This window comes from Streptomyces olindensis (genome assembly GCF_040645895.1).
Classification (GTDB): domain Bacteria; phylum Actinomycetota; class Actinomycetes; order Streptomycetales; family Streptomycetaceae; genus Streptomyces; species Streptomyces olindensis.
Map to the genome: position 1 here is coordinate 170,112 of NZ_JBEYZD010000006.1, position 16,038 is coordinate 186,149.

General features: G+C 74.3%; 13 protein-coding genes. 6 read left to right on the forward strand and 7 right to left on the reverse strand.

Features of this window, described 5'->3' with window-relative positions; all coding sequences use genetic code 11:
- Positions 1-33: 33 nt before the first annotated feature.
- From ABZ948_RS05695 to ABZ948_RS05710, 4 genes are all read right to left on the reverse strand, one after another.
- Entirely contained in the window at positions 34-228 is a 195-nt protein-coding gene (locus ABZ948_RS05695; protein WP_031111558.1) for an acyl-CoA carboxylase subunit epsilon, read from the reverse strand.
- A 35-nt stretch (positions 229-263) separates the two neighbouring features.
- On the reverse strand, positions 264-1,847 hold the full coding sequence (locus ABZ948_RS05700) for an acyl-CoA carboxylase subunit beta (RefSeq protein WP_359757532.1): 1,584 nt from the start codon (positions 1,845-1,847) through the stop codon (positions 264-266).
- A gap of 154 nt (positions 1,848-2,001) precedes the next feature.
- Positions 2,002-4,404: a polysaccharide lyase 8 family protein gene (locus ABZ948_RS05705; RefSeq protein WP_435857460.1), complete on the reverse strand. Its 2,403-nt coding sequence runs from the start codon at positions 4,402-4,404 to the stop codon at positions 2,002-2,004.
- A 650-nt stretch (positions 4,405-5,054) separates the two neighbouring features.
- Entirely contained in the window at positions 5,055-5,912 is an 858-nt protein-coding gene (locus ABZ948_RS05710; RefSeq protein ID WP_359757536.1) for an SDR family NAD(P)-dependent oxidoreductase, read from the reverse strand.
- Positions 5,913-6,243: 331 nt separating this feature from the next.
- Between ABZ948_RS05710 and hpnR the strand changes: the two genes are divergently transcribed.
- Positions 6,244-7,743, forward strand: a complete 1,500-nt coding sequence (gene hpnR / locus ABZ948_RS05715; RefSeq protein WP_359757566.1) for a hopanoid C-3 methylase HpnR — start codon at positions 6,244-6,246, stop codon at positions 7,741-7,743.
- A 15-nt stretch (positions 7,744-7,758) separates the two neighbouring features.
- Positions 7,759-8,637 (forward strand): DMT family transporter, encoded by an 879-nt coding sequence (locus tag ABZ948_RS05720; RefSeq protein WP_359757538.1) that lies wholly within the window; start codon positions 7,759-7,761, stop codon positions 8,635-8,637.
- 181 nt (positions 8,638-8,818) lie between these two features.
- On the opposite strand, the gene ABZ948_RS05725 is transcribed toward ABZ948_RS05720, so the two are convergent.
- Positions 8,819-10,120 carry a glycosyltransferase gene (locus ABZ948_RS05725; RefSeq protein ID WP_359757540.1) on the reverse strand — a complete coding sequence of 434 codons (1,302 nt, stop codon included), beginning with the start codon at positions 10,118-10,120 and terminating at the stop codon, positions 8,819-8,821.
- Between the two features lie 137 nt (positions 10,121-10,257).
- On the opposite strand from ABZ948_RS05725, the gene ABZ948_RS05730 reads away from it, so the two are divergent.
- Positions 10,258-10,863, forward strand: coding sequence for a YceI family protein (locus tag ABZ948_RS05730; RefSeq protein ID WP_359757541.1), 606 nt, complete (start codon positions 10,258-10,260; stop codon positions 10,861-10,863).
- Positions 10,864-11,081: 218 nt separating this feature from the next.
- Complete coding sequence (locus ABZ948_RS05735) at positions 11,082-11,867, forward strand: S1 family peptidase (RefSeq protein ID WP_359757543.1); 786 nt, start codon at positions 11,082-11,084, stop codon at positions 11,865-11,867.
- A gap of 160 nt (positions 11,868-12,027) precedes the next feature.
- On the opposite strand, the gene ABZ948_RS05740 is transcribed toward ABZ948_RS05735, so the two are convergent.
- Complete coding sequence (locus tag ABZ948_RS05740) at positions 12,028-12,606, reverse strand: YdeI/OmpD-associated family protein (protein WP_359757545.1); 579 nt, start codon at positions 12,604-12,606, stop codon at positions 12,028-12,030.
- 39 nt (positions 12,607-12,645) lie between these two features.
- On the reverse strand, positions 12,646-13,230 hold the full coding sequence (locus tag ABZ948_RS05745; protein WP_359757547.1) for a TetR/AcrR family transcriptional regulator: 585 nt from the start codon (positions 13,228-13,230) through the stop codon (positions 12,646-12,648).
- 72 nt (positions 13,231-13,302) lie between these two features.
- Here ABZ948_RS05745 and ABZ948_RS05750 point away from each other — a divergent pair, with 72 nt between their 5' ends.
- Entirely contained in the window at positions 13,303-14,241 is a 939-nt protein-coding gene (locus ABZ948_RS05750) for a DMT family transporter (RefSeq protein ID WP_359757549.1), read from the forward strand.
- Positions 14,242-14,414: 173 nt separating this feature from the next.
- A complete protein-coding gene (locus ABZ948_RS05755; protein ID WP_359757551.1) occupies positions 14,415-15,590 on the forward strand; it encodes a Cmx/CmrA family chloramphenicol efflux MFS transporter in 1,176 nt (391 codons plus the stop codon).
- Positions 15,591-16,038: the final 448 nt, after the last annotated feature.

The window sequence follows — 16,038 nt, forward strand, 5'->3', positions numbered from 1 at the left end:
AAGGAGGACGGGGCCGTAAGCAAGTGGGAGAGCTCAGCGCCAGCTGTGCGGGGCGCGGAAGCCCGGCTCGCGTTCCAGACGGCGCCAGCCGGCCTTCACGCGGCCGCGGTGGGACGGGGTCGGGTCCGTGGGGCGGGCGGCGGCGCGGGCCAGGAGGATCGCCGTGATGGCGGCGACTTCCTCGGGCTCGGCGTGGCCCTTCTCGACGCGGATATCAGGGATGTCCATGGGTGTCAGTCTCCGTGGCTGAGATGTCCGCAGGGTTACTGCGGCGGGTTGCCGTGCTTGCGGGACGGCAGGTCCGCGTGCTTGGTCTGGAGCATGGCGAGGGACTTGACGAGGACCTCGCGGGTCTCGGCGGGGTCGATGACGTCGTCGACCAGGCCGCGCTCCGCCGCGTAGTACGGGTGCATCAGCTCGGACTTGTACTCCTTGACCATCTTCTGCCGCATCGCCTCGGGGTCCTCGGCCTCGGCGATCTGGCGGCGGAAGATGACGTTGGCCGCGCCCTCCGCACCCATGACGGCGATCTCGTTCGTCGGCCAGGCGTAGGTGAGGTCCGCACCGATGGACTGGCTGTCCATGACGATGTACGCACCTCCGTAGGCCTTCCGCAGGATCAGCGAGATCCTCGGCACGGTCGCGTTGCAGTAGGCGTACAGCAGCTTCGCGCCGTGGCGGATGATGCCACCGTGCTCCTGGTCGACGCCCGGGAGGAAGCCGGGGACGTCCAGAAGGGTGATGATCGGGATGTTGAAGGCGTCGCACATCTGGACGAAGCGGGCCGCCTTCTCGGAGGCCTCGATGTCCAGGACTCCCGCGAGCACCTGGGGCTGGTTGGCGACGATGCCGACGACCTGGCCGTCCATCCGGCCCAGCGCGCAGATGATGTTGCGCGCCCAGCGCTCGTGGACCTCGAGGTAGTCGCCGTCGTCGACGAGCTCCTCGATGACCTTGGTCATGTCGTAGGGCCGGTTGCCGTCCGCCGGGACCAGGTCCAGCAGGACGTCCGAGCGGCGGTCGACCGGGTCGGAGGCCTCCGCGCGGGGCGGGTTCTCGCGGTTGTTCTGCGGGAGGAGCGACAGGAGGTAGCGGACCTCCGCGATGCAGGTCTCCTCGTCGTCGTAGGCGAAGTGGCAGACGCCGCTCGTCTCGGCGTGGACGTCCGCGCCGCCGAGGCCGTTCTGCGTGATCTCCTCGCCGGTGACCGCCTTGACGACGTCCGGGCCGGTGATGAACATCTGCGAGGTCTCGCGGACCATGAACACGAAGTCCGTCAGGGCCGGGCTGTAGGCCGCGCCGCCCGCGCACGGGCCGAGCATCACCGAGATCTGCGGGATGACGCCGGAGGCCTTGGTGTTGCGCTGGAAGATGCCGCCGTAGCCCGCGAGGGCGGAGACGCCCTCCTGGATGCGGGCGCCCGCGCCGTCGTTCAGGGACACCAGGGGGGCACCGGCCGCGATGGCCATGTCCATGATCTTGTGGATCTTCGTGGCGTGGGCCTCGCCCAGCGCGCCGCCGAAGATGCGGAAGTCATGGGCGTAGACGAAGACCGTCCGGCCCTCCACCGTGCCCCAGCCGGTGAGCACACCGTCGGTGTACGGCTTCTTGGTCTCCAGGCCGAAGCCCGTGGCCCGGTGCCGGCGCAGCTGCTCGACCTCGCGGAAGGAACCGGGGTCGAGGAGCAGCTCGATGCGCTCCCGCGCGGTCAGCTTGCCCTTGGCGTGCTGCGCCTGGGTCGCCTTCTCGCTCGGGCCGGCCACCGCCTGCGCACGGATCTCGTGCAGTTCGGCCACGCGTCCACGCGCGTCGGTCGGCTCACCCGGCGCCTCATCCAAAACGGTCATGTAGCGACCTTACGAAGCCGACCGCGGATTCCGGGCCGTCGACTCCTCACAGTCTCCGGCGTGTTTTCCTGGTACCCCTGAACAGAACCGTGGCGGGGTTGAGCCTTTTCGACTGCTCAGGGGGCGGTCGGCTTGTAGGGGTCGGACAAGGGCCTCAGCCGAGCGTCACCTCACACCGGTGGGTGGCGCAGGCCTTGTCCGGAGCGACGCGCAGGCGCAGCCGGCGGCCGGTCGCGAGCACCTCGACTGTCTGGTCCGCGCGGACGACCCGGCGGACCGGGCGGTCCCAGGTGATCTCCAGTGGTTCGCCCGTGCGGGGCGGTTCGCTCACGCAGAGGGTAACGGTACGGCCCTGGCGGACGGCCAGCACACTCGCGCCGGCGGAGGCGGTGAACGCGCCCGCCGTGCCGGGCTGCCAGAAGTTGGCGGCCGTGAGGCCGAGGGAGGGCACGCTGACCGCCTGGCGGGAGGCGTCGTTGGCGAGGACCGACAGCCAGGAGCGGTCGGCGGCGCGGCGGGCGAGTGCGCGGGGGGACGCGCCGGGCATCAGGACGTAGGCGTACGTGGCGTCCACCGGGTCGGTGCCGTGGTCGATCCAGAGGGTCTGCCAGCGGCGGGTGCGGCGCTCGGGGGTGCCGCCGGTGTTGATGTCGGACCAGGCGCCGGTGCGGTCCTCGCGCAGGGCCCGGGGCGAGCCGTCGAGCAGGATCCAGCCGCCGTGGTCCTCCAGGTGGGCCCAGCCGGGGCCGCGGACGAAGCGCTGGGTGCCGTTCTCGCCGAGGTTGCGGTTGTCGACGATCGTCTCGACGGGGACGCCGTCGGTGCAGGTGATCCCGGCGCCGAGGCAGATCACCGCGTCGGCGGCGCAGAACCAGGACTTGCGGGCCTGGAGGGTGGAGCCGAGGCCCTTGAGGTGCTGGCCGAGTGCCGCGTACGTGCCGTCGGTGGTGCCACCGACCCAGCGGGCGTCCGGGCGGGCCGTGCCCCACTCGCCGCCCTCCCGGTCGGCGAGCCGTCGGGTGGAGACGGTGGTGCCGGGCAGGCGGTACCAGTCGACGGTCGGCCAGTACCAGTCCGTGTACTGGTCGCTCGCGCCGGACCACCAGCTGACCATGCCCGCGCCGGTGTGCCAGCCGCGCGGATTCTCGCCGTTGCCGCACTCGTAGTGGGCGATGCGGTCGCTGGCCATGGCGATGTTCACGGTGAAGCCGGGGCCGCGGTGGACGGCGCGGTCCATGGCGGCGAAGAGGTGGTGGCCGGTGGGTTCGGGCGCGGCCGGGACGGACGAGGCGGCGACCGTGTGCAGCCGGGCGAGGTCGGCGACGCCGAACTGGGGTGCCGTCAGGAGCGGTGTGACGGTGTCGCGTTCGATCCAGCCCTTGACGCGGGCGTGCCAGCGGTCGCGCTCCGCCGGGCTCGCCGCGGTCGCGAGGAGGGCGATGGCGGCGATGAGCTGCCCGCCGTGGACGTGGTCGGAGCGCATGATCCCGCGGTCGTCGGAGGCGAGGTGACCGCGGCTGATGGCCCGGCCGTTGACGCTGTCCATGACCAGCCCGTCGTGGATGAGCGGGGCATAGGCGCGTTCGACGCTGTCGAGGACGAGCTGCCGGTTCGGGTCGGTGACCTCCCAGTCGGAGCCCGCGAGCAGGGTGAGGAGCCGGCCGAGGCCGTCGAGCATGACCTGGCCGTAGGTGCCCGAGTAGGCGACCCAGGTGTGCTGGACGAAGGAGCCGTCGGCGTAGAGGCCGTCGCCGCGGGTGACGTACGGGAAGACCGGGGAGAGCGCGTCCCGGGCGAGGGCGATCTTGGCCGGGGCGCGGCCGAGGATCCCGCGCAGGGCGACGGAGCGGCACAGGTCGACGCGGTTGGCGCCGGTGGAGGTGCCGGAGTAGTCGCCGAGGGCCGTGTCGGGGACGAAGTGGTCGACGGCGGCGCACGCGGCCTGGATCCGGTCGGCGCCCAGGTGGTCGTGGAGGGCGGCCGTGATGTCCATGAGGAGGCGGGGGCTGCCGATCTGCCACTCCCACCAGTTGCCGTAGCGGGTGGTGTCGGGGTTGTAGACGGTGGCGGAGAGGTGGTCGAGGCCGCGCAGGACGGCGGCGAGGAGGCGGGGGTCGGCGGTCGAGCCGGTGCGCTGCTGGACGTAAGCCTGGGTCATGGTCCACAGGCGGCCGTAGCTCCGGGTGATGCCGGCCGGCGGGTCGAAGGGGTGGCCGGGCCACAGGGAGTTCGCCGTGGGGGCCATGGTGGCGGAGAGGGCGCGGGCGCGTTCGCCGGTCTCGGCGAGACGGGCGGCGTACGGCTGCGCGGCCGGGTCGTAGCCGGTGCCGAGGGCGATGCCGAGCCAGCGCGCGCGGAGGGCTTGGTACGGGTCGGGGACGGCGGCGTCGGGAGGCCCGGCGACCCGGGCCGCGGGCGTCGCACCACCGGTCGCCGCCAGGGCCGCGGCCGCCAGCAGCAGCGCGCGCCGGCTGGGGCGGGGCGCGGCGGCCCGGGTGACGAGGCCGGCGAGCCTGGCGAGGCGGGGAAGGGCGCGACGCTGGGGAGTCATGCCCATGCCCTACCACGGCGAGGCGCTCACCTGAACGGAGGATCCGGCCGCGGTGCCCCGGATGGCGGAGGGGAGGGTGCGGCCGCGGGGGCCGGGGCGGCGGAGCGGAGGGTGCGGCCGCAGGGGCCGGGGGCGGCGGAACCGGAGGGTCCGGCCGCGCGGATCGGGATGACTGAACCCGAACCGGCCGCGGTGTCCCGGGTGGCGGACCGGAGGATGCGGCCGCGGGGGCCGGGGCGGCGGAACGGAGGACGTGGCCGCGGGGGCCGGGGCAGCGGAACCGGAGGGTCCGGCCGCGCGGACCGGGATGACTGAACCCGAACCGGCCGCGGTGCCCCGGGGTGGCGGTACGGAGGGTGCGGCCGCAGGGGCCGGGGCGGCGGAACCGGAGAAACCGGCCACTGGCCACATGGCGGGGTGGCGGGACGGGGAATCCGGACACACGGACCGGGAGGACCGGACGGGAATCCGACCGCACAGACCGAGACGGCGGAACGGGAGCACCCAGCCACACGGACCGGGATGACCGGACGGGGAATCCGGACACACGGACCGGGAGGACCGGCCGGGAATCCGACCGCACAGACCGAGACGGTGGAACGGAGCATCCGGCCACAGGGCCCCCGGGCGGCCCGACAGCCGGATGCCGGGCCGGGTCAGCCGAAGCGGTCGAGCAGGCGGCGGTATACGCCCGGGGCCAGGCCGCGGACCCGGGCGGGGAGGGTCAGCCAGGTGGGGACGTGGACCACGTCGCGCTCCTGGCGGACGGCCTCCCAGATCGCGCCGGCGACGCGGCCGGGTGAGGTGGGCCGGGGGTGGGAGCGGTCGTAGGGCCTGCCGCGGCGGGTGAAGAAGGCCGTGTCGACGGGGCCGGGCACGGCGAGGGTCACGCCCACTCCCGTGCCGCGCAGTTCCTGGCGGAGCGCCTCGGCGAAGGCGGCCAGGCCGGCCTTGGCAGCGGAGTACACCGCTTCCTCACGGACGCCCACGCTGCCCGCGATCGAGCCGAGCAGCACCACGCGGCCCCGCCCGGCCGCGATCATGGAGGGCAGGACCTCGCGCACGAGGTGGAGCGTGGCGTTGAGGTCCAGGGTCAGGACCCGGTCGATGTCGGTGTGCGGCATGGTGGCGAACGGGCCCGCCCAGCCGATGCCCGCCCCGGCGACCAGGACGTCGATGCGGCCGGTGGTGTGGAGCGCGGACCGGGCCAGCAGGCGGGGGCCGTCCGGGGCGGCGAGGTCGGCGGGCAGCACGACGGCCGAGGTGCCGGAGGCGGTCTGTTCCAGGCGGTGCCGGTCGCGTCCGCTGAGGAGCAGCTGCCAGCCGTCCATGGCGAAGCGCCGTGCCGTGGCCGCCCCGATGCCCGAGGAGGCCCCGGTGACCAGGGCCACGCGCCGGTCCAGACGCGGCGGCGGTCCGTAGGCGCGCACCCGGGAGGGGACGGCGGCCGGGGTGCGGCGCGGGGTGGCGCCCGCCGGTGGGTCGTGGGCAGAGCCGGAGCCGGTGAGTGTCACGAGTCGGTCTCCCTGCGCGGTGCGTCAGCCGTGGTCTCGTCTGTCTCCCTGCGGTCCCGCGAAACGGAACCTCCTCTTCCAGGACACCGCGACCGTGGTGCCCCGCGCCAGTGCTGGGGCCGTACTCGCGCACCGGCTCACCCGGTCCGACGCGCCCGCTGCCGTGCGCGGTCTGCGGGCCGGGCCGTCGCGTGCCGCATCCGGCAGGACCACCCCTGCGGGCCGCGCGGTGCCGCCAGGCGGCGGTATGGGCGGTACGCGCCACGGCCCCCTCGGGTTACGTAGAAGGCACCCTTCCGTGTCCGGTACGGCTCCCCGTGGCGAGGTGACCATGCGTGTGCTGCTCGTCCACCCCAGCGCCCTGATGTACTCCGAGATCTTCCTGCGGCTGGAGCCGCTGGGCCTGGAACGGGTCGCCGGCGCCGCCCGCGAGGCCGGCCACGAGGTGCGGGTCGTGGACCTCCAGGTACTGAGCCACCGCCGGCTGCGCGCTGAGGTGCGCTCCTTCCGGCCGGAGGCCCTCGGCATCTCCCTGAACTACCTGGCGAACATCCCCGAGGCCATCGAGCTGGCCGCGGAGGTGAAGCGGGCCGTGCCGGACTGCTTCGTGTTCCTCGGCGGGCACAGCGTCTCCTTCGTCGCCGAGGAGGTGCTGGAGCAGGCCGGGGGCGCGGTGGACGCGGTGGTGCGCGGCGAGGGCGAACCGGCGGTCGCGCCCCTGCTGGAGGCGGTCCGCGACGGGGGCGTGGAGGGGGTGCCCGGGATCGTCACGGCGGCCGGGCGGGGACCGGCGCCGCTGATGCTGCACGGCATCGACACACCGCTGCCCGCCCGGGACCTGATGCGGAGCCGCCGGCGCTACTTCATCGGCGAGCTGGACCCCTGCGCGTCCATCGAGTTCACCCGCGGCTGCCCCTGGGACTGCTCGTTCTGCTCGGCGTGGACGTTCTACGGCCGCAGCTACCGCAAGGCCTCGCCCGAGGCGGCGGCCGAGGACCTGGCGAACATCCGGGAGCCGAACGTCTTCATCGTCGACGACGTGGCCTTCATCCGGCCCGAGCACGGGGACGCCATCGCCGCGGAGGTGGAGCGGCGCGGCATCCGCAAGCGCTACTACCTGGAGACCCGCAGCGATGTGCTGCTGCGCCACCCCGAGGTCTTCGAACGGTGGGCCCGGCTGGGGCTGAAGTACATGTTCCTCGGGATGGAGGCCATCGACGCGGAGGGCCTGGACCTGTACCGCAAGCGGGTCAGCCCCGACGAGAACTTCCGCGCCCTGGAGCAGGCCCGCCGGCTCGGCATCAAGGTCGCCATCAACCTCATCGTCGATCCGGCCTGGGACGAGGAACGCTTCCGGGTGGTACGGGAGTTCGCGCTGGCGGTGCCGGAGATCGTGCACTTCACGGTGATGACGCCGTACCCGGGCACGGAGATCTGGCACACCGAGTCGCGGCGTCTGACCACCCGCGACTACCGGCTCTTCGACATCCAGCACGCGGTCGTGCCCACCACGCTCCCCCTGGAGCGCTTCTACGAGGAACTGGTGCGCACCCAGGCCGTCATCAACCGCAAGCACCTGGGGCTGCGCACCGCCGTCGGCGCGGCGCGTGCCCTCGGCCGCAACCTGCTGCACGGGCAGACGAACTTCGCGCGCATGCTGTGGAAGTTCAACCAGGTCTACAACCCGCGCCGGCAGTTCGCGGACCACGGCATGCCGGTGCGCTACGAATTGCCGCTGCCGCAGCACCTCGACGTCGGCGACCGGCGGAAGCTGTACGTCCACACCCGGGGCGCGACGCAGGGCGCGCCGTCCCGCCGGACCACCGACTGACTGCCCGAACCCGGCATGCCGATCGCGGTCCTGGCCTCCCTCGCCGCCGGCGTCTGCTTCGCCGTGGCCGGTGTGCTCCAGCAGTGGGCCGCGGGCGGGCGCCCGGACGCGGAGGCGCTGTCGCCGCGCCTGCTGGCCCACCTGGCCCGGGACCGGGTGTGGCTGGGCGGCATCGGGCTGGCCGTGCTGGCCTACGGTTTCCAGTCGCTGGCGCTGGCGTACGGGCCGCTCAGTCTGGTGCAGCCGCTGATCGTGGCCGAACTGGTCTTCGCCGTGCCGCTGTCGGCGCGGCTGCACCGCATGCGGCTGGGGCCGCGCGAGTGGTTCGGCACGCTGGCGGTGGCGGCCGGGCTGGTGCTGGCCCTGGTCTCGGCCCGGCCGCACGGGGGCCGGCCGGACGCGGCGGACCCGGTGTCCTGGCTGCTGGTGCTGGGCGCGACCGCCGCGCTCGTGGTGTGCGCGCTGGCGACGGCACGGCTGCTCGCGGGGCCGTGGCGGGCCTCGGCGACGGCCTTGGCGGCCGGGGCGGTCATGGGCACGCAGTCCGTGCTGCTCGCGGCGACGGTGGACCGTCTGCGCCACGGACTGCTCGCGGCGCTCTCGGCCTGGCAGACCTACGCGCTCGTCCTCGCCAGCGTCGGCGGCCTGCTGCTGATCCAGAGCGCCTTCCAGCAGGGGCCGCTGGCGTCGAGCATGACGGTCCTGGACGCGATGGAGCCGGTGGTCGCGGTGACCGTGGGCACGGCGGTCTTCGGCGAGACGATCCACACGGGCTGGCCGGTCTCGGCGGTGACGGCGGCGGGGCTGGTGCTGGTGGGGGCGGGCATCGTGAGCCTGGACTCGTCACCGGTGATCGCGGCGTTGCGGGGGCGGGGGGCGACGGAGGGGCGGTGAGGGGTGGAGCTGCGGGCGGGGGGCGGTATGGGGGGCTGCCGGCGGGGGGCTGCGTCCGGCGGGGGCGGGGGGCTGCGAGGAGCGGTGAGAGGCGGAGGGATACCGGGCCACGTCTGGCGGAGCGGCCGCCTCGGGCGGAAACACGGCCGCACCCGGCGGAGTCGGTGCTGCGGGCCGGCGGTCAAGCCGCTCGGGGGTGTGCGCGGTCCCGGGACGGTGGGCGGGCGAGCCAGACGGGGAGGAGGTCCTCGGCCAGGACGCGGTCCCAGGTGGGGTGGGTGCCGCGGGCCGTGGCCGCCGCGCGGTGCCGCACCGCCGCCAGCAGGGGCGGGTGGTCGAGGAGCCCGCCCAGGGCGTCCGCCCAGTCGCCGGGGGTGTCACGCCGTACGACGATGCCGTCGCGGCCCGGCGCGAGGAGCCACTGCGTGGTGCGCGCGCCCTCGGGCAGCACGACCGCCAGGCCGCTCGCCATCGCCTCGGCGACGACGTTGCCGCAGGTCTCCGTGCGCGAGGGGAACGCGAAGACGTCACAGCCGGCGTACACCCGCGCCAGCCGGTCCTGCGGGAGGGCGCCGAGAAGGCTGACGTCGGTACCGAGGGCCTGCCGGACGGGCCCGGCCTCCGCGCCGGCGCCGGCCATGACGAGGTGCACCGCCCGGCCCCGCTCCCGCAGCAGGCGCACGCTCTCGGCCAGCAGCGGCACGCCCTTGGACGCGTCCAGCCGTCCCGCGAACAGCACCAGCGGACGGTCGGCCGGCACGCCGAGGTCCCGGACGAGCCGGGCCCGGGCCGCGGGGTCGGGGCGGAAGCGCTCGTGGTCGACGCCCCGGCGGAGCAGGGCGACCCGGTGCGGCCCTAGGACGCGGCCGAGTTCGGCCCGTCCCGCGGGGGTCGGCACCAGCACCCGTTCGCACTGGTCCAGCAGCCGGTCCCGCCGTCGGCGCAGCCGGGTCTCGGCCCGGTCCGCGAGGAACGCGCCCGGCCCCGGGCGGTCGCCGGGCAGCCACCGGCCGGCCAGGTAGCGGGCGTAGACCGAGGCGAGCAGCGGGACGTCGGTGTGCACGGAGGCGATCAGCCGGGGTGCCGGCCCGGGCGTGCGGGCGGCGCGCCGGGCGAGGCGTACGGCGGTGGCGGCGAAGGCGAAGCCGTGCGTGACGTGCCAGACGTCGTGGCGCGGCAGCAGGGCGGCGAGCCGCGGGTGGTACGGGGCGAGGTCGGTGACGTCCTCCGCGCCGTCGGCCGACATCAGCGCGCCCGTGCCGAGCATCGGGCGGAGCGTGACGAGGCGGACCCGGGGCGAGAGGACCTCGACGCGTTCCCGGTCGCCGAGGAAGTAGACGGTGAGGTCGAGGCCGGGCCGGGAGCCGTCGGGCAGGTGCTCGGGCAGGCGGGCGGCGCTCTCCGCGAAACGCTCCCAGCACTTCACGTGGCCGCCCGACGTGCCGCTCCGCACCAGCTCGACCAGGACCGCGACCGAGGACATGATCACTGGGTACCACTCGGGCCGCGGATCCAATCAGGACACCCCGCCCGATGATGTTGAACCTTGAACGGAATAGGTCTACGGTGGGGCGCGTTGAGTAGTTCAACATTCAACATCAGCCGCAGGAGGCGTACTCCATGAGCATCTTCAGCCGCAACGACACCGAGACCGCCGCCGCCACGGGCGCCGCCGTGACCCCGGACCTCGCCGCCCTGACCGGCGACTACACGATCGACCCCGCGCACTCGACGATCGGCTTCGTCGCCCGGCACGCCATGGTGACCAACGTGAAGGGCAGCTTCCAGGACTTCACCGGCACGCTCCACCTCGACGGCACCGACCCCTCGCTCTCCACGGCCTCCCTCGACGTCGTGATGGACAGCATCGAGACCGGCAACGCCGACCGCGACGGGCACCTCAAGAGCGCGGACTTCTTCAAGGCGGACGAGTTCCCGGCCATGACGTTCCGCTCCACGAAGGCGGAGGCCCTCGGCGGCGACGACTACCGCATCACCGGCGACCTGACGATCCTCGGCACGACCCGCCCGCTGACCATCACCCTCGAGTTCAACGGCGCCGCGAAGGACCCCTTCGGCAACGAGCGCGTCGGCTTCGAGGGCAAGGCGGAGATCCTGCGCTCCGAGTGGGGCCTGACCTGGAACGCCGCACTGGAGACGGGCGGCGTGCTGGTCTCCGACAAGATCAAGCTGAACTTCGACATCTCGGCGATCAGGAACGCGTGAACCGCGGCGGCCACGCCGTACGGCCCGAGTGCGTACGGCGTGGCCGAATCGCGCCCCTTGTGCGAGAACTGTCGGCGTTCCCATAATCCAGCAGCACAATTTTGACCAGTCCATGCCAGCACATGGACGTTTCTTTTGCCCTTGCTGCTGCCATGCTCTCGTCAATCTGATGCTTCGGTTGCACATCCCCAGGTCAACCCCCCACGAAAGGCATCACGTTGAAGAGACTCCTCACGGCCCTCAAGAGATGCGCGGTCCTCGGCGCCGCGGCCCTCGCGATCGTCAGTCTCCAGCCCGTCTCCGCCGCGCAGGCGGCCCCGTCGCCCGTCGTCGGCGGAACCCGCGCCGCGCAGGGCGAGTTCCCGTTCATGGTCCGGCTCTCCATGGGCTGCGGCGGCGCGCTCTACACCCAGCAGATCGTGCTCACGGCCGCGCACTGCGTGAGCGGCTCCGGCAACAACACGAGCATCACCGCGACCGCGGGGGTCGTCGACCTCCAGTCGACCAGCGGCCGGGTCCAGGTCCGCTCCACCAAGGTGCTGCGCGCCCCCGGCTACAACGGCACCGGCAAGGACTGGGCGCTCATCAAGCTCGCCCAGCCCATCAACCTGCCGACCCTGAAGATCGCCACGACCACGCAGTACAACACCGGTGACTTCACCGTCGCCGGCTGGGGCGCGAACCGCGAGGGCGGCTCCCAGCAGCGCTACCTGCTGAAGGCGACCGTGCCGTTCGTCAGCGACGCCGCCTGCAAGGCCTACGGCGGCCTGTACAGCGGCCTCGTCGCGAGCGAGGAGATCTGCGCCGGCTTCGACGCGGGCGGTGTCGACACCTGCCAGGGCGACTCCGGCGGCCCCATGTTCCGCAAGGACAACGCCGGCAACTGGATCCAGGTCGGCATCGTCAGCTGGGGTGAGGGCTGCGCCCGGCCCGAGGCCCCCGGCGTCTACACCGAGGTCTCGACCTTCGCCTCCGCCATCGCCTCGGCGGCGGCCACGCTCTGACCCGCCCCCTCGGACGACCCGCGGGCCCGGTGCCGTTCGGCGCCGGGCCCGCCCCGTGCCGGGCCACGGGCTTCCACTCCGTGCCATGGACTCCCGCCGGGCCACGGGCTTCCGCTCCGGGGCACGAGCCCCGGCTCCGGGCCACCGGCTCCCGCCCGCCTCAGCCGCCCGGCCGCCCCGACTCCAGCCTCCGGACCGCCGCCGCCACCTGGTCCGCCCGGCCGCGCGCGGTGCGGGCGCGGAGCACCCCGAGCATCACGAGGTACCGGTCCGTGCGGCCGAGCGCCTCGAAGGCCGCGGCGGCCCGCGGGCTCCGCCGAAGCGCCGCCGCCAGCTCCTCGGGGACGCCGGCCTCCCGCTGGGACTCGTACGCCGCCTCCCAGCGTCCGTCCGCCCGCGCGGCCGCCACCTCCGCGAACCCGCCGGGCCGCATCCGCCCGGCCGCGGTCAGCTCCTCGACCCGCCGGACGTTGACCAGGGACCAGAGGCTGCCGGGGCGCCGCGGGGTGATCCGCTGCAGGTACCAGGACTCGTCGAGCCCCTTGCGCTGCCCGGTGATCCACCCGTGGCACAGCGCCACGTCGTTGACGTCGGCGGCGCTGACGGAGGGGAGGCCCGAACCCTTCTTCGCGACCTTGACCCACAGGCCGGTGCGCCGGGCGGCGTGGGCGGTCAGCCAGGAGTCCAGGGCTGCCACGGACGCGAAGGAGACGGGGTCGGTGCCGTCGGAGGCGGTCATGCCGCCACCGTAGGCGGCGAGTAGGACAGTTTCCGTCCGCTACGGCAGCAGCGCGCGAGCCTGTTCGCGGGCGTGGGTGACGGGGTCCGGGAACACGGCCAGCCCGTGGGCCACGAGGGCGCCCTCGTGCAGGAGCATCAGCGACCGGGCCAGGGAGTCCGCCTCCTCGGGCGCGATGTCCGCGGCGAGGCGCGTGAACAGGGCGAGCATCCACTGCTTCTGGCCGGTGATGATCGGGTGGGCCGGATGGGCCGGGTCGCTGATCTCCGCGTGGGCGTTGACCATGCTGCACCCCTTGGGGCTCGACTCCTCGGCCCAGGCACGGGTGGCGTCGAAGACCGCGAGGACGCGCTCGCGCGGGTCCGGGCCGGCCGCGTCGAGGCGTGCGGCGAGGAAGGCCCGCCAGCGCTCGTCGCGGTCCGCGAGGTACTCGACGACGATCTGCTCCTTGGAGCCGAACCGGTCGTAGAGGGTCTTCTTGGTCACCCCGGCCTCGGCGGAGATGAGGTCGACCCCGACCGCGTGGATGCCGCGCTCGTAGAACAGCCGGGCGGCGGCCTCCAGGGCGCGGTGCGCGGCGGGCGTCATCGTGATGCGGCGGGGGTGCGGTGCGGTGGTGCCCATGGAACCTGACTATACCGTTCTGTATAGTGGGCCGGGAACGGGTATACCGATCTGTCTACTGGTTGTGATGTCGTGAACATCCTCCTGTCCCTCGCCTTCGTCCTGTGCTGGAGTTCCGGGTTCATCGGGGCCAAGCTCGGTGCGGGCAGCGCGTCCGCGCTCACGGTCCTGATGTGGCGGTTCCTGCCGCTCGCCGTCGTCCTCGTCGCCGTCGCCGTCGTCATGCGGGGCGCGTGGCGGGGGCTCACCGCCCGGGGCCTGACCCGGCAGGCCGTGATCGGCGTGCTGTCGCAGAGCGGCTATCTGCTCAGCGTCTACTACGCCATCCAGCTCGGCGTCTCCAGCGGCACGACGGCCCTGATCGACGGGGTGCAGCCGCTGGTCGCCGGGGCCCTCGCGGGACCGCTGCTGGGCCAGTACGTCTCGGGCCGGCAGTGGGTCGGCCTCGGTCTGGGGCTGGCCGGCGTCGCCGTGGTCACCGTGGCCGACGCGGCGGCGGGAGCGGGCGTGGCCTGGTGGGCGTACGCCGTGCCGCTGCTCGGCATGCTGTCCCTGGTCGCGGCGACGTTCCTGGAGAGCCGGTCCCGCGCGCGGGTCGCCCCCTCCGTGTCGCTGACCGTCCACTGCGTCACGAGCGCCGTCCTGTTCACCGCGCTCGCCCTGGGCACGGGTGCCGCGGCGCCGCCCGCCGGGACCGAATTCTGGGTGGCGGTCGCCTGGCTCGTGGGCCTGTCCACGTTCGGCGGGTACGGGCTGTACTGGCTGATCCTGAAGCGCTCCGGCGTCACGAAGGTCAACACGCTGATGTTCCTGATGGCCCCGGTCACGGCCGTCTGGGGCGCGCTGATGTTCGGTGAGCCGTTCGGCTTCCAGACCGCGGCGGGGCTGGCCGTCTGCCTCGCGGCCGTCGTCGTGGTCCACCGCGGTGACGGGCGGCGCGGCACGGCCCGGACCGCCGCCCGCGGGGAGGGGGCGGAAAACCGGTGGACCCGGTCCGCCGAGTCCGCCTAACGTGCCGTCCATGTCCAGCCCCGAGGCGTCCAGACTGCGGCCACCGGCTCTCCGGTGGCTGCTCGTGACGCCGAAGCCGGGCCGCCGGGCCCGCTGACGCCCGCTCGCTCCGCCACCGGTGTGCCGTCCGACGTGTCGTGTCCGTCGTCGACTTCCGGGTGCGGAGTTCCTTCATGCCATTCGCTCTTCTTCTGCTGAGCCTTGCCGTGTTCGCGCAAGGCACGTCCGAGTTCATGCCGTCCGGGCTGGTGCCGGACATCGCGCGGGATCTGGGGGTGTCCGTCCCCGCGGCGGGGGCGCTGACCTCCGCCTTCGCGGCGGGGATGGTCGTCGGGGCGCCGCTGGTGGCGGCCCTCGCGCGGCGCTGGCCGCGGCGGGGCGCGCTGCTGGCGTTCCTCGGCGTCTTCCTCGCCGTCCACGTCGTCGGTGCGCTCACCGGCAGCTTCGCGGTGCTGCTCGCCACGCGGGTCGTGGGGGCGTTCGCCAACGCCGGGTTCCTCGCCGTCGCCCTCGTGGCCGCCGTGGGCATGGTCCCCGCGGATGCGAAGGGCCGGGCCACGTCCATGCTGCTGGGCGGGGTGACGCTGGCGTGCGTGGCCGGGGTGCCCGCCGGGGCCGTGCTGGGCGAACTGTGGGGGTGGCGTGCGGCGTTCTGGGCCGTGGCGCTGGTGTCGGTGCCGGCGTTGGTGGCCGTGGCGCGGTCCGTGCCCGGAGGCAGGGCCGAGGGTGCGCCGCCCGCGCTGCGGGGTGAGCTGCGGTCGCTGCGCGGTCCCCGGCTGCTCGTGACGCTGCTGCTGGGCGCCCTGGTGAACGGGGCGACGTTCTGCACCTTCACCTATCTCGCGCCGCTGGTCACCGAGGTGACGGGGCTGGGCAGCGGCTGGGTGCCCGGGGCGCTCGCGCTGTTCGGGGCCGGGTCGTTCGCGGGGGTGACCGCGGCGGGGCGCTTCGCCGACCGGCATCCGGTGCCGGTCCTCGCCGGCGGGGGCGTCGCGGTGTGCGTGGGCTGGTGCGTCCTGGCCCTCGGGGCCGGGCACCCGGTCCTGGCCCTCGGGCTGGTCTTCGCGCAGGGGGCGCTGTCCTTCGGGGTCGGCTCCACGCTGATCTCCCAGGCGCTGTACGCGGCGCCGGCCGCTCCGACGCTGGCCGGCGGTTTCGCCACGGCCGCATTCAACGTGGGCGCCGCGCTGGGCCCCTGGGCCGGCGGCACGGCCATCGGCGCCGGGTTCGGGTACCGCTCGCCGGTGTGGGTCAGCGCGGCGCTGGTCGTCCTGGCGGGCGCGGTGGCCGGGTTGGCGTGGTGGCGGTGGGGGCGTCGGGGCGTGGGCCGGGAGGTGGTATGGGGCTGAGGTCCGGCGGGGCGTGCGGGCGGGGCCCGGGGGCTACTGGACGGGACCTGCGGCCCGTCGACCCGGCCGGCGAGGTCGGGGGCAGCGGGCCCCGACCGCTCCCGCCATCGGCCCGGGCGAGGCGTCGGCCCGCCGGCGAAGTCGAGGACGGCGCTCCCGGCCCCGGCGCCCCGCCACCTCCAGTCGCCCGCATCGTCGGCCCGGGCGACCGTCGGCCCGGCCAGCGGCGTGGGGGGCGGCCGTCCCGGGCCCGGCGCCCACCGCCTCCGGTCGCCCCCGTCATCGGCCCGGGCGAGGCGTCGGCCCGGCCGGCGAAGTCGAGGGCGGCGCTCCCGGCCCCGGCGCCCACCACCTCCAGCCGCCCCCATCGTCGGCCCGGGCGACCGTCGGCCCGGGGTCAACGTCCCGCCCGACACCAACGAGTGGTGGGCCTACCAGCCCCACTACG